This window comes from Citrobacter pasteurii, assembly GCF_019047765.1.
In the GTDB taxonomy this organism is placed as follows: Bacteria; Pseudomonadota; Gammaproteobacteria; order Enterobacterales; family Enterobacteriaceae; genus Citrobacter; species Citrobacter pasteurii.
Map to the genome: position 1 here is coordinate 1279558 of NZ_CP077262.1, position 14926 is coordinate 1294483.

The 14926-nt window shown below is 54.2% G+C and carries 6 protein-coding genes and 1 tRNA gene; 5 read left to right on the forward strand and 2 right to left on the reverse strand.

Annotation, left to right across the window (positions count from 1 at the left end; translation table 11 throughout):
• Positions 1–12 precede the first annotated feature (12 nt).
• From recC to recD, 4 genes are all read left to right on the forward strand, one after another.
• On the forward strand, positions 13–3381 hold the full coding sequence (gene recC, locus I6L54_RS06275; protein ID WP_040232174.1) for an exodeoxyribonuclease V subunit gamma: 3369 nt from the start codon (positions 13–15) through the stop codon (positions 3379–3381).
• A 178-nt stretch (positions 3382–3559) separates the two neighbouring features.
• Complete coding sequence (gene ptrA / locus I6L54_RS06280) at positions 3560–6448, forward strand: pitrilysin (protein ID WP_040232175.1); 2889 nt, start codon at positions 3560–3562, stop codon at positions 6446–6448.
• Positions 6441–9986, forward strand: a complete 3546-nt coding sequence (gene recB, locus I6L54_RS06285; RefSeq protein ID WP_040232177.1) for an exodeoxyribonuclease V subunit beta — start codon at positions 6441–6443, stop codon at positions 9984–9986. Before ptrA ends, recB begins: the two co-directional genes overlap by 8 nt.
• On the forward strand, positions 9983–11812 hold the full coding sequence (gene recD, locus I6L54_RS06290; RefSeq protein ID WP_040232178.1) for an exodeoxyribonuclease V subunit alpha: 1830 nt from the start codon (positions 9983–9985) through the stop codon (positions 11810–11812). The genes recB and recD overlap by 4 nt, the downstream gene beginning before the upstream one ends.
• Positions 11813–11936: 124 nt before the next feature.
• Here the strand turns inward: recD and argA are convergent, their stop codons facing one another.
• The gene (argA, locus tag I6L54_RS06295) at positions 11937–13268 is read right to left on the reverse strand and encodes an amino-acid N-acetyltransferase (protein WP_040232180.1); all 1332 of its coding nucleotides are present in this window, start codon (positions 13266–13268) and stop codon (positions 11937–11939) included.
• Positions 13269–13502: 234 nt separating this feature from the next.
• Here argA and amiC point away from each other — a divergent pair, with 234 nt between their 5' ends.
• Positions 13503–14756 carry an N-acetylmuramoyl-L-alanine amidase AmiC gene (gene amiC, locus I6L54_RS06300; protein WP_040232182.1) on the forward strand — a complete coding sequence of 418 codons (1254 nt, stop codon included), beginning with the start codon at positions 13503–13505 and terminating at the stop codon, positions 14754–14756.
• A gap of 74 nt (positions 14757–14830) precedes the next feature.
• On the opposite strand, the gene I6L54_RS06305 is transcribed toward amiC, so the two are convergent.
• A tRNA-Met gene (locus I6L54_RS06305) sits at positions 14831–14907 on the reverse strand.
• Positions 14908–14926: the final 19 nt, after the last annotated feature.

A 14926-nucleotide genomic window follows, 5' to 3' on the forward strand; every position in this document is an offset into this window, starting at 1 on the left:
TCAGGAGTCGCTATGTTAAGGGTCTACCACTCCAATCGTCTGGATGTGCTGGAAGCGTTGATGGAATATATCGTTGAGCGCGAGCGGCTGGACGACCCCTTTGAACCCGAGATGATCCTGGTTCAAAGCACCGGTATGGCGCAGTGGTTGCAAATGACTCTGGCACAGAAGTTTGGTATTGCCGCTAACATTGATTTCCCGCTGCCAGCGAGTTTTATCTGGGATATGTTTGTGCGCGTATTGCCGGATATCCCAAAAGAGAGCGCATTCAGCAAACAGAGCATGAGCTGGAAGCTGATGACGCTGCTACCCCAATTGCTGGATAACGATGATTTCGCACTGCTACGCCACTATCTCACCGACGACACAGACAAACGTAAGCTGTTTCAGCTTTCATCACGCGCCGCGGATCTGTTCGACCAGTATTTAGTCTACCGCCCAGAATGGCTGACGCAGTGGGAGGCGGGACAGCAGGTGGAGGGGTTAGAAGACGCTCAGGCCTGGCAAGCGCCATTGTGGAAAGCACTGGTGGAATATACGGCTGAACTGGGGCAGCCACGCTGGCATCGTGCCAATTTATATCAGCGGTTTATTCAGACCCTGGAAAGTACGTCTGACTGCCCACAAGGTCTGCCCTCGCGCGTCTTTATTTGTGGTATCTCCGCGCTACCGCCCGTGTATCTGCAGGCATTGCAAGCGCTGGGTAAACACATTGATATTCATCTGCTTTTTACCAATCCCTGTCGTTACTACTGGGGGGATATTAAAGACCCCGCTTATCTGGCTAAACTGTTGGCGCGTCAGCGTCGGCATAGCTTTGAAGAACGACATTTACCGCTGTTTCGCGATAGTCAGAATGCTGAAGGACTGTTTAACAGCGATGGTGAGCAGGATGTAGGGAATCCGATGTTGGCCTCATGGGGAAAACTAGGACGCGACTACATATATCTGCTTTCGGAACTGGAAAACAGCCAGGAGCTGGATGCGTTTGTCGATATCACCCCTGATAACCTTTTGCATAATATTCAAGCGGATATTCTGGAGCTCGAAAACCATGCGGTGGCGGGTGTTACGCTGGAGGAGTATTCCCGTAGCGACAATAAACGAAGGCTGGATCTGAACGACACCAGTGTGACGTTCCATGTCTGTCATAGCCCACAACGCGAAGTGGAAGTACTCCATGACCGCCTGCTGGCAATGCTGGAGGCGGATCCAACGCTGACGCCGCGCGACATCATCGTGATGGTGGCGGATATCGACAGCTACAGCCCATTCATTCAGTCGGTCTTTGGCAGCGCACCGGCCGATCGTTACCTGCCGTATGCTATTTCCGATCGCCGGGCGCGTCAGTCTCATCCCGTCTTACAGGCCTTTATTAGCCTGCTTTCGCTACCGGACAGCCGCTTTATCTCGGAGGATGTGCTGGCATTACTGGATGTGCCTGTGCTGGCTGCGCGTTTCAACATCAATGAAGAAGGGTTGCGCTATCTTCGTTTGTGGGTCAATGAGTCTGGAATTCGCTGGGGCATTGACGACGACAACGTGCGCGAACTCGCGCTTCCTCCAACTGGCCAGCATACCTGGCAATTTGGTTTAACACGTATGCTGCTGGGCTATGCGATGGAAAGCGCACAGGGTGAGTGGCAGTCGGTATTGCCCTATGATGAGTCCAGCGGTTTGATTGCCGAGTTAGTCGGGCATTTGGCCTCGCTGCTAATGCAGCTTAATCTCTGGCGCCGGGAGCTGGCAGTAGAGCGTCCGTTGGAGGCGTGGCTACCCGTTTGCCGGGACATGCTTAATGATTTCTTCCTGCCGGACGCGGATACCGAAGCGGCGATGACGCTGATTGAACAGCAGTGGCAGGCCATTATTGGCGAAGGTTTGGGAGCCAAGTATGACGGTGCCATTCCGCTTTCGTTGTTGCGTGATGAGCTGGCACAGCGACTCGATCAGGAACGAATCAGCCAGCGTTTCCTGGCAGGGCCTGTCAATATCTGTACGCTGATGCCGATGCGCTCCATTCCGTTCAAGGTGGTGTGTCTGCTTGGGATGAACGATGGTGTTTATCCGCGCCAGCTTGCGCCGCTGGGCTTTGATCTGATGAGCCAAAAACCGAGGCGTGGTGACCGAAGCCGCCGTGATGATGACCGCTATCTGTTCCTTGAAGCATTGATCTCAGCGCAGCAAACGCTCTATATCAGCTATATCGGCCGCTCAATCCAGGATAACAGTGAACGCTTCCCGTCGGTGCTGGTGCAGGAACTTATGGATTACATTGGGCAAAGCCACTATTTGCCGGGCGATGAATTCCTCACTAGCGATCAAAGTGAAGCGAAAGTAAAAGCGTACATTACCCGTTTACATACCCGGATGCCCTTTGATGCACAAAACTATCTGCCAGGTGAGCAGCAAAGTTATGCGCGCGAGTGGTTGCCAGCGGCAAACCTGTCAGGCAAAGCGCACACGGATTTTGTCCAGCCGCTCCCCTTTACAATGCCTGAAACCCTGACGCTGGAAACGCTGCAACGCTTTTGGGCTCATCCGGTGCGGGCGTTTTTCCAGATGCGCCTGAGGGTAAATTTCCGCTCAGAAGAGAGCGAGATCCCGGAAACTGAACCCTTTATCCTTGAAGGGCTCAGCCGCTATCAGCTTAATCAGCAGTTGCTTAACACGCTGGTCGAAGAACACGATGCTGAACGTTTGTTCCGCCGCTTCCGCGCTGCGGGGTCGCTTCCCTATGGTGCATTTGGTGAAATTCTCTGGGATACACAACACCAGGAGATGCAGTCGCTGGCTGAGCGCATTATTGCCTGTCGTCAGCCCAGCCAAAGCATGGAAATTGACCTGACCTGTAATGGCGTACAAATTACGGGTTGGCTCCCGCAGGTACAGGAAGACGGATTGTTGCGCTGGCGCCCATCTTTGATCAGCATTGCGCAGGGCGTGCAACTTTGGCTGGAACATCTTGTCTATTGTGCCAGTGGCGGCACGGGAGAAAGCCGGTTGTTCTTACGCAAAGACGGCGAGTGGCGTTTCCCTCCACTGGAGGCCGAACAGGCGTTACAGTATCTGTCGCAACTTATTGAGGGATATCGGGAAGGCATGTCATCGCCGTTACTGGTATTACCGGAAAGTGGTGGGGCGTGGATAAAAACCTGTTATGACGCCGTAAATGATGCCATGTTAGATGACGATGATACGTTGCAAAAAGCGCGCAGTAAGTTTTTGCAGGCCTATGAAGGCAATATGATGGTACGCGGTGAAGGTGATGACATCTGGTATCAGCGTCTTTGGCGCCAACTGGATGCTGAAACACTGGAGACCATTGTTTTACAGTCTCAGCGTTATCTGTTACCGATTTTTCGATTTAATCAGTCGTGATGATTGTATAAAAATTGCGCAATTTGATGGCTTCCACTATGATGCGCTTTCTGTCACGGACTGATTCTTACAAAGAGAAGAGGCTGACGCGTTCAGCACAGTGTCTTGCCCTGTTCAGACCACGCTAAATGCGTTGTTTGCAGTGAACAGGTGAATACGTTAATGATGAGGTTTGTGAATGCCCCGCAGCACCTGGTTCAGCGCATTACTGTTGTTCGTCGCCTTTTGGGCGCCCGTAAGTCAGGCAGATACCGGTTGGCAGCCTTTAGCTGAAACCATCCGTAAAAGCGATAAAGATACCCGCCAGTATCAGGCCGTGCGCCTTGATAATGGCATGGTCGTGTTGTTGGTATCCGATCCTCAGGCTGTGAAATCCCTCTCTGCACTGGTGGTGCCTGTCGGCTCGCTGGAAGATCCGGACGATCATCAGGGGCTGGCACATTACCTTGAACATATGTGTCTGATGGGGTCGAAAAAATACCCACAGCCGGACAGCCTGGCCGAGTTCCTGAAAATGCACGGCGGCAGCCATAATGCCAGCACCGCGCCTTACCGCACCGCTTTCTATCTTGAAGTCGAAAATGACGCGCTGGTCGGGGCGGTAGATCGTCTGGCGGATGCAATTGCCGATCCGTTGCTGGATAAAAAATATGCCGATCGCGAGCGTAACGCGGTTAACTCCGAGCTGACGCTGGCGCGTACCCGGGACGGGATGCGTATGGCGCAGGTGAGTGCTGAGACCATTAACCCGGCGCACCCTGGTTCGCGTTTCTCCGGCGGAAATCTCGAGACATTAAGCGATAAACCGGGCAATCCGGTGGTGCAGGCTTTACAAAAATTTCATGAAAAGTATTACTCCGCGAACCTGATGAAGGCGGTGATTTATAGCAATAAACCATTGCCAGAGCTGGCGCGGATAGCGGCTGACACGTTTGGACGCGTGCCGAACAGAAATATCGACAAGCCTGAAATTACTGTACCGGTAGTCACTGACGCGCAAAAGGGCGTCATTATCCACTATGTTCCGGCAATGCCGCGTAAAGTGCTGCGCGTCGAGTTTCGTATTGATAACAATAGCGCGCAGTTCCGCAGTAAAACCGATGAGCTGGTGACTTACCTGATTGGCAATCGTAGTCCGGGCACATTGTCTGACTGGTTGCAAAAGCAGGGGCTGGTTGAAGGTATTCGTGCGGACTCCGATCCGGTGGTTAATGGGAATAGCGGCGTGTTAGCCATTTCCGCGACGTTGACCGACAAAGGTCTGGCTAACCGTGATGAAGTTGTTGCTGCAATCTTTAGCTATCTCAATCTGTTACGAGAGAAAGGTGTCGATAAACGCTATTTTGACGAACTGGCGCACGTGCTGGATCTCGATTTCCGTTATCCTTCCATCACTCGTGATATGGACTACGTGGAATGGCTGGCTGATACCATGATTCGCGTTCCCGTCGAGCATACTCTGGATGCCGTGAATATTGCCGATCAATACGATGCGAAGGCCGTTGAGCAACGGTTAGCGATGATGACACCGCAGAATGCGCGCATCTGGTATATCAGTGAGAAAGAGCCACACAATAAAACCGCTTATTTTGTCAATGCGCCTTATCAGGTAGATAAAATCAGCGAGAAAACATTCGCCGACTGGCAGCAAAAAGCGCAGGGCATTGCTCTGTCGTTACCGGAGCTGAACCCGTATATTCCAGATGATTTCACGCTGATTAAGACGGATAAAAAATATGCTCATCCGGAACTGATCGTTGATGAGCCTGATTTACGCGTGGTGTATGCCCCGAGTCAATATTTTGCCAGCGAGCCAAAGGTTGATGTCAGCGTGATACTGCGTAACCCGAAAGCGATGGACAGTGCCAGAAACCAGGTCTTATTCGCCCTGAACGATTATCTGGCGGGTATTGCACTCGACCAGTTAAGTAACCAGGCCGCAGTGGGGGGGATTGGTTTTTCTACTAACGCTAATAACGGCCTGATGCTCAATGCCAACGGCTACACCCAACGTTTGCCACAGCTTTTTCAGGCGCTGCTGAGCGGTTATTTCAGTTACACCTCAACAGATGAACAGCTGGAACAGGCGAAATCCTGGTACGCCCAGATGATGGACTCTGCGGAGAAAGGCAAAGCCTACGATCAGGCGATTATGCCGGTTCAGATGCTGTCTCAGGTACCGTACTTCTCACGTGATGAACGGCGTGAGATGTTGCCATCTATTACGTTGAAAGAAGTGATGACCTACCGTGACACCTTAAAAGCCGGTGCGCGTCCCGAATTCCTGGTGGTCGGCAATATGAGTGAAACTCAGGCGAAAACCATGGCTCGGGATATCCAGAAGCAGCTTGGTGCGAACGGCTCACAGTGGTGCCGAAACAAAGATGTTGTGGTAGACAAGAAGCAGTCTGCCATCTTTGAAAAAGCGGGCAGCAGTACGGATTCAGCGCTGGCGGCGGTATTTGTACCTACCGGCTATGACGAGTACACCAGCTCGGCTTACAGCGCAATGCTAGGACAGATTGTTCAACCGTGGTTCTACAATCAACTGCGTACTGAAGAGCAATTAGGTTATGCCGTCTTTGCTTTCCCAATGAGCGTTGGCCGTCAGTGGGGAATGGGCTTCCTGTTGCAAAGCAGCGACAAGCAACCGTCCTATCTCTGGGAACGTTATAAAGCGTTTTTCCCGACGGCGGAAGCGAAGCTGCGGGCGATGAAAGCTGATGAGTTCGCACAAATTCAGCAAGCGATCATCGCGCAAATGCTGCAGGCGCCGCAAACTTTGGGAGCCGAAGCCTCTCAGCTAAGCAAAGATTTCGATCGCGGCAATATGCGCTTCGATTCACGTGATAAAATCGTGGCTCAGATTAAACTGCTGACGCCGCAAAAGCTTGCCGACTTCTTCCATCAGGCGGTGGTTGAGCCGCAAGGCATGGCGATACTGTCACAGGTTTCCGGCAGTCAGAACGGGAAAGCAGAATATGTGCACCCGGAAGGCTGGAAAGTGTGGCAGACCGTCAGCGCGTTGCAGCAAACCTTACCCCTGATGAGTGATAAGAATGAATGATGCCGCTGAGTCCCTTGATCCACTGCGCTTGCCCCTGACGGGCGAGCGCCTGATTGAAGCCTCTGCGGGCACCGGTAAAACCTTTACCATCGCCGCCCTGTATTTACGTTTACTGCTTGGGCTGGGCGGCTCTGCCGCCTTTCCCCGTCCGCTGACCGTCGAAGAACTGTTAGTGGTCACCTTCACCGAGGCGGCTACTGAAGAGCTGCGCGGTCGTATTCGTAGCAACATCCATGAACTGCGCATTGCCTGCCTGCGTGAAACCACCGACAACCCGCTATACGCTCGTCTGTTAGATGAAATTGCCGATAAAAAGCAGGCCGCCCAGTGGCTGCTATTGGCTGAAAGGCAGATGGATGAAGCCGCGGTGTTTACCATTCATGGTTTTTGTCAGCGTATGCTCAGCCTCAACGCATTTGAGTCAGGCATGTTGTTTGAACAGCAGTTGATTGAGGATGAGTCGCTGTTGCGCTATCAGGCCTGCGCAGATTTCTGGCGTCGACATTGTTACCCGCTGTCTCGCGACATTGCTCAGGTTGTTTTTGAAACGTGGAAAGGTCCACAGGCGCTGCTAAGGGATATTGATCGCTACCTGCAGGGTGAATCCCCGGTGATTAAAGCCCCACCGCCAGCTGATGAAACGCTGGCAGCCCGGCACGAAAAAATTCTGGCGTGTATCGACCAGATTAAGCAGCAATGGCGTGATGCCGTTGATGAGCTGGATGGCCTGCTGGAAGCCTCCGGGATCGACAGACGTAAATTTAATCGTGGTAATCAGGGGAAGTGGATCGAAAAGATCAGCGCGTGGGCGCAGGAAGAAACCCGAAGCTACCAGCTTCCTGATGCGCTGGAGAAATTCTCTCAGCGTTTTCTGGAAGACCGCACCAAAGCGGGTGGTGTAACCCCTCAACATCCGCTGTTTGTCGCGATTGATGAACTGCTGAGTGAACCGCTGACAATCCGCGATCTGGTGATCACCCGGGCATTGTCGGAAATCCGCGAGGCGGTCGCACAGGAAAAACGCCGACGTGGTGAGCTTGGTTTTGACGATATGCTCAGCCGCCTGGACGCGGCGCTGCGTAGCGAAAGCGGCGATGCGCTGGCGGCGGCTATTCGTACCCGTTTCCCGGTGGCAATGATTGATGAATTCCAGGATACCGACCCGCAGCAATACCGTATTTTCCGCCGTATCTGGCAGCATCAACCGGATACAGCGTTGTTGTTGATAGGCGATCCTAAACAAGCTATTTACGCCTTTCGCGGCGCGGATATTTTTACCTACATGAAGGCGCGTAGCGAAGTCAGCGCGCACTATACGCTTGATACTAACTGGCGTTCGGCTCCTGGCATGGTCAATGGCGTGAATACGATTTTCAGCCAGATGAACGACGCCTTTATGTTCCGCGAAATTCCTTTTAGCCCGGTGAGATCCGCAGAGAAAAATCAGTCGCTACGGTTTGTTATACACGGTGAAACGCAGCCTGCCATGAGTATGTGGCTGATGGAAGGGGACAGTTGTGGCGTGGGCGACTATCAGAACTACATGGCGCAGGTGTGCGCCACGCAAATTCGCGACTGGCTTAAGGCCGGGCATTCTGGCGCTGCGCAACTGGTCAGCGGTAAAGCGTCCAGGCCGGTACGCGCCTCGGATATCAGCGTACTGGTTCGTAGCCGCCAGGAGGCGGCGCTGGTCCGCGATGCGCTGACGCAACTGGCCATTCCCTCTGTTTATCTCTCCAACCGTGACAGCGTGTTTGAAACGCTCGAAGCACAGGAGCTGCTGTGGGTTCTGCAGGCAGTGATGACGCCGGAGCGTGAGAACACGCTGCGTAGCGCGCTGGCGACTTCAATGATGGGGCTGAATGCGCAGGATCTTGAAGCGTTAAATAACGACGAAAATGCCTGGGATGCGGTGGTCGAGGAGTTCGATGGTTATCGTCAGATCTGGCATAAACGCGGCGTGATGCCGATGCTGCGCGCGCTGATGGCTGCCCGCCAGATTGCGGAAAACCTGCTGGCGACGGCGGGGGGTGAACGCCGCCTGACTGACATTTTACATATCAGCGAACTGCTCCAGGAAGCGGGATCGCAACTGGAAAGCGAGCATGCGCTGGTGCGCTGGCTATCTCAGCATATTCTTGAACCCGACAGCAATGCCTCCAGTCAGCAGCTCAGGCTGGAAAGTGATAAGCATCTGGTCAAAATCGTCACTATTCATAAATCGAAAGGGCTGGAATATCCACTGGTCTGGCTGCCGTTTATCACTAATTTCCGCGTCCAGGATCAGGCGTTCTACCACGATCGCAGCTCCTTTGAAGCGGTGCTGGATCTCAGCGATGCCGCGGAGAGCGTTGAGCTGGCCGAAGCGGAACGTCTGGCAGAAGATTTGCGCTTGCTCTATGTCGCGCTGACCCGTTCGGTATGGCACTGCAGCCTTGGCGTGGCGCCGTTGGTGCGCCGTCGGGGCGATAAGAAAGGGGATACCGATGTGCATCAGAGCGCCCTTGGCCGCCTGTTGCAAAAAGGCGAGCCGATGGATGCCGCGGGTTTGCGTGGCGCGATTGAAGCGCTGTGCTGCGATGATATTGCCTGCCAGACGCCTGCACAGCCTGACGGTGAACTCTGGCAGGTTGCGCAGAACGTCAGCGGAGAACTGAGCGCGAAAATACTGCAGCGTACGCCCGGCGACAGCTGGCGCGTGACCAGCTATTCCGGCTTGCAACAGCGCGGGCATGGTATTGCGCAGGATCTGATCCCGCGACTGGACATCGATGCCGCAGGCGTCGGTGAGGTTATTGAGGAGCCCGGACTCACGCCGCATCAGTTCCCGCGCGGCGCTTCGCCGGGTACATTCTTGCATAGCTTGTTTGAAGATCTCGACTTCACCCAACCGGTAGAGCCGCATTGGGTCGAAGAAAAACTGGCGTTGGGCGGTTATGACGCACACTGGACGCCGGTTTTGACCGCATGGCTGGATGCCATTTTGCAGGCGCCTCTCAACGAAACCGGCGTGAGTTTGAGTCAGCTTTCCGCGCGTGAAAAACAGGTGGAGATGGAGTTTTATCTGCCTATTTCGCAGCCGCTGATGGCCAGCCAACTTGATGCATTGATCCGCCAATACGATCCGCTCTCGGCAGGGTGCCCTGCGTTGGATTTTATGCAGGTGCGCGGCATGCTGAAAGGGTTTATTGACCTGGTATTCCGCCACCAGGGGCGTTATTACCTGCTCGACTACAAGTCAAACTGGCTGGGTGAAGACAGTTCTGCGTATACCCAGCAGGCAATGGCCTCTGCCATGCAGGCGCATCGCTATGACCTGCAGTATCAACTTTATACCCTGGCGTTGCATCGCTACTTGCGCCATCGCATTGCTGGTTACGATTATGAACACCATTTTGGCGGCGTTATCTATCTTTTCCTGCGTGGCGTTGACAGTGACAATCCGCAGCAGGGAATTTACGCCACCCGACCCGATGGGGAATTGATCGCGTTGATGGACGAGTTGTTTGCCGGAGTGCCGCTGGAGGAGATGTCATGACAATCCAGAAACGATTACTGGAAGCCGTTGAGCAAAAGCAGTTCCGGCCTCTGGATGCCCAGTTCGCGCTGGCGGTTGCCGGAAACGACAACCCTGCCGTTACGCTGGCGGCGGCTCTGCTTAGCCGTGAGGCGGGCGAGGGGCACGTTTGCTTACCGCTTTCCCGGTTATCTTTACGCGAAGATGCTCATCCGCTGTTGAACGCCTGGCTCGCTGAAGCGGGAGAGCCCGAAGACTGGGCGGAGTGTCTGCTGGCCTCCGGGGCGGTAAGCCGTGGCGAGCAGCCTACGCCGCTGGTGCTGTACGGCGATCGCTTGTATCTGAACCGGATGTGGCATAACGAACGCACGGTGGCCCGTTTTTTCGGTGAAGTTAACTACGCCATTGATGTGGACGAGCCACGGTTGATCCGCACGCTGGAAGCGCTTTTCCCACCATCGGAGGGCGTGAACTGGCAAAAAGTGGCTGCTGCCGTAGCGCTGACCCGCCGTATATCGGTGATCTCTGGTGGGCCGGGGACCGGAAAAACGACAACGGTGGCGAGGCTTCTGGCGGCGTTGATTCAGATGGCGGACGGTGAACGCTGTCGTATTCGTCTGGCGGCACCCACGGGAAAAGCGGCTGCACGTCTGACCGCCTCGTTGGGCGCGGCGCTGCGAGAACTGCCGCTGACCGATGAGCAAAAGAAGCGCATTCCCGATGATGCCAGTACGTTGCACCGCTTATTGGGCGCTCAGCCTGGAAGCCAACGCCTGCGACATCATGCAGGAAACCCGCTGCATCTGGACGTGCTGGTAGTGGATGAAGCCTCGATGATCGATTTGCCGATGATGTCGCGCCTTATCGATGCGCTGCCGCCACACGGGCGGGTGATTTTTCTTGGCGATCGCGACCAGCTCGCTTCCGTTGAAGCGGGGGCGGTGCTGGGGGATATCTGTGCTTTCGTCGGTGATGGCTTTACTCCGGAACGTGCCAAACAACTCAGTCGACTGACCGGTAGTCCCATTCCAGCGGGAACCGGAACTCAGGCCGCGTCTTTACGTGACAGTTTATGCTTGCTGCAAAAGAGTTACCGTTTCGGTAGCGATTCCGGAATCGGTCAGTTGGCTGCGGCGATTAATCGTGGTGATAAAACTGCGATAAAAACGGTCTTCCAACAGGGATTTAGCGATATCGAAAAACGCACGTTACACAACAGCGAAGATTACGCCGCGATGCTGGAGGAAGCGCTGGCGGGTTATGGACACTATCTCGATTTACTGCGCGAGCGCGCCGAGCCGGATGCTGTCATTCAGGCCTTCAATGAGTATCAGCTATTGTGCGCCCTGCGGGAAGGTCCGTTTGGCGTGGGGGGGGTGAATGAATGCATTGAGCAGGTGATGGCGCAAAAACGCAAAATTCACCGTTCGACGCATAGCCGCTGGTATGAGGGAAGACCGGTAATGATCGCGCGCAATGACAGTTCGTTGGGATTATTTAACGGTGATATTGGCATTGCCCTCGATCGTGGGCAGGGTCTGAGAGTGTGGTTTGCGCTGCCGGACGGTTCTATCAAATCGGTCCAGCCCAGTCGCTTGCCTGAACATGAAACCACCTGGGCAATGACCGTGCACAAATCGCAGGGATCTGAGTTTGACCATGCGGCGTTGATTTTGCCCAGCCAGCACTCACCCGTGGTGACCCGTGAGCTGGTCTATACCGCCGTCACCCGTGCCCGCCGTCGTTTGTCGTTGTATGCCGATGAACGGATATTGAGTAGCGCCATTGCCACCCGAACCGAACGCCGAAGCGGGCTGTCGGCGTTGTTTAATGATGGCATGATGTAGGCCGGATAAGCGTCAGCGCCATCCGGCTGTGTGCCTGATGGCGACGCTATCGCGTCTGATCAGGCCTACGATCTGCATACCAAAGATGTGCCAGCGAATTGTAGGCCGTATCCGGCAACGATCGCTATCCCAAATCCGCCATCAGCACTTTTGACCGCCGCTGATAGTTGTACATCTCTTTTTTGCTTTCCGGCAGCAGGTCGATATCCACCGGCGTGAAGCCGCGCTCCTGGAACCAGTGAATGCTGCGCGTCGTCAGCACGAACAGCTTGCTGAGTCCCATTTGTCTGGCCTGCACAGCAATCCGCTCCAGCAAAACTTCGCCGCGTGATGAGCTACGGTAGTCCGGATGCACTGCCACGCACGCCATTTCGCCAATCTTCTCCTCCGGAAAAGGGTACAGAGCGGCACAGGCGATGGTCAGATTATCGCGCTGAATAATGGTGAATTTGTCGATCTCCATTTCCAGCTGTTCGCGGGAGCGGCGGACCAGAATGCCTTGCTGCTCCAGTGGGCGGATCAGCTCCAGAATCCCACCGATATCGTTAATGGTGGCGCGGCGGATCTGCTCGGCGCTTTCCATTACGATCTGCGTCCCGATCCCGTCGCGGGAGAACAGTTCCTGCAGTAATGCGCCATCTTCCTGATAGCTGATCAGATGGCAACGGCGTACGCCACTGCGACAGGCTTTCACTGCGCCGCGTAGGAAGCGCACCGTGCCGGAGCTGTAATCACCTTTCTCTTCCTGCAATTCAACGCGAGCCTGGGCTTCGTTGGGAAACAGCTCGGAAATAATATCGCCATCATCGTTGGTGACGCCCTGAGAGGAGCAAAAGCCGATCATCTTCTCCGCCTTCAGTTTGATAGCCAACTGCGTGGCGACCTCTTCTGACGTCAGGTTAAAGCTCTCACCGGTGACGGAAACGGCGACCGGTCCCATCAGCACAATCGCGCCGCTGTCTAACTGGCGGTGAATCGCCTCTTCATCAATACGACGAATACGCCCGCTATGGCAGTAATCGACGCCGTCATCCACACCCAACGGTTGCGAGATAATAAAATTGCCGCTGACCACATTGATATGTGCCCCCTGCAACGGCGTATTATTCAGGCTCATCGACAGGCGGGCGGTAATATCAAGCTGAAGTAGCCCCGCAGCCTGTTTGACCAGCTCCAGGGTTTTCGCATCGGTGACGCGTGTGTTTTTGTGGTACACCGGTTCATGATGATGCGCCGCGAGATTGGCATCAATCTGCGGTCGTGCGCCATAGACCACGACCAGGCGGATGCCGAGGCTATGAAGAAGACCAATGTCATTGACGATACTGGAAAAGTTTTCATGCTCGATGGCTTCGCCGCCCAGCATAATGACAAACGTTTTTCCCCGATGGGTATTGATATAGGGAACAGAATGGCGGAATCCCTGTACCAGTTCGGTTCTACGCTCCTTCACCACGGCACACCCTCATTGCATGATTATTCGTAATTTGTGTATTTTTATTCTGTTTTTGTTCTGTGCGCAAGCGTAATTTTTACCCATGCCGAAGATTTTTATCAGTAATACCGTGAATATAAAAAGAATGTTTACCCTTTTATAGATGACAGATTATGCGTCATTCGCTAAAGTTTCCGGTCAATTCGGACGTTTTACGTATTACCTCAATACAGATTTCTTTTGCTCGGGAGAAGCATGTCGGGATCCAACTCAGCAATCAGTCGCCGCCGTTTACTGCAAGGTGCGGGTGCTATGTGGCTTTTAAGCGTCAGCCAGGTTGGTCTGGCTGCTGCGAGTCAGGTCGTTGCCGTACGTATCTGGCCTGCGTCCAGCTATACCCGCGTCACGGTAGAATCTAACCGTCTGCTGAAATACAAACAGTTTGCCCTGAGTAATCCTGAGCGTGTGGTTGTGGATATTGAAGACGTTAATCTGAACTCGGTGCTCAAGGGCATGGGAGCGCAGATTCGTCCTGACGATCCGTATATTAAGTCGGCGCGCGTTGGCCAGTTTGATCCACAGACCGTGCGAATGGTGTTCGAGCTGAAACAGAATGTGAAGCCGCAACTTTTTGCCCTGGCGCCGGTGGCGGGCTTTAAAGAACGTCTGGTGATGGATCTCTATCCCGCAAATGCCCAGGATGTTCAGGATCCGCTGCTGGCATTGCTGGAAGATTACAACAGGGGCGATCTGGATAAACAGGTACCACCTGCGCAGAGTGGCCCACAGCCGGGCAAAGCGGGACGCGATCGCCCCATTGTTATTATGCTGGATCCGGGCCACGGCGGGGAAGACTCCGGTGCGGTGGGGAAATACAAGACGCGTGAAAAAGATGTGGTACTGCAGATTGCCCGCCGCCTGCGAGCTCTCATAGAGAAAGAGGGCAACATGAAGGTCTTTATGACGCGAAATGAAGATATCTTCATTCCGCTTAAAGTCCGCGTGGCGAAAGCGCAGAAGCAGCGCGCAGACCTGTTTGTCTCTATTCACGCCGATGCCTTTACCAGTCGACAGCCCAGCGGTTCGTCGGTGTTTGCGCTCTCGACCAAAGGCGCGACCAGTACCGCAGCGAAATATCTGGCGCAGACCCAGAACGCCTCGGATCTCATCGGTGGCGTCAGCAAGAGTGGCGACCGCTACGTCGACCATACCATGTTCGATATGGTGCAGTCGCTGACCATCGCCGACAGCCTGAAGTTTGGTAAAGCGGTATTGAATAAGCTTGGTAAAGTCAACAATCTGCATAAGAATCAGGTTGAACAAGCCGGGTTTGCGGTGCTAAAAGCGCCGGATATTCCGTCCATTCTGGTAGAAACAGCGTTTATCAGTAACGTTGAGGAAGAGCGCAAACTCAAAACGGCGACCTTCCAGCAGGAAGTTGCAGAGTCGATTCTGGCGGGGATTAAAGCCTACTTTGCCGATGGGGCGACGCTGGCGAGAAGGGGATAACAAAAAAGCGCTGAAAAGCGCTTTTTTTACGGATCGCAGATACAAAAAAACACCCGTTAAGGTGTTTAATGTGTTGGTTGCGGGGGCCGGATTTGAACCGACGACCTTCGGGTTATGAGCCCGACGAGCTACCAGGCTGCTCCACCCCGCGTCCGTCTTTTTGCTTCGTA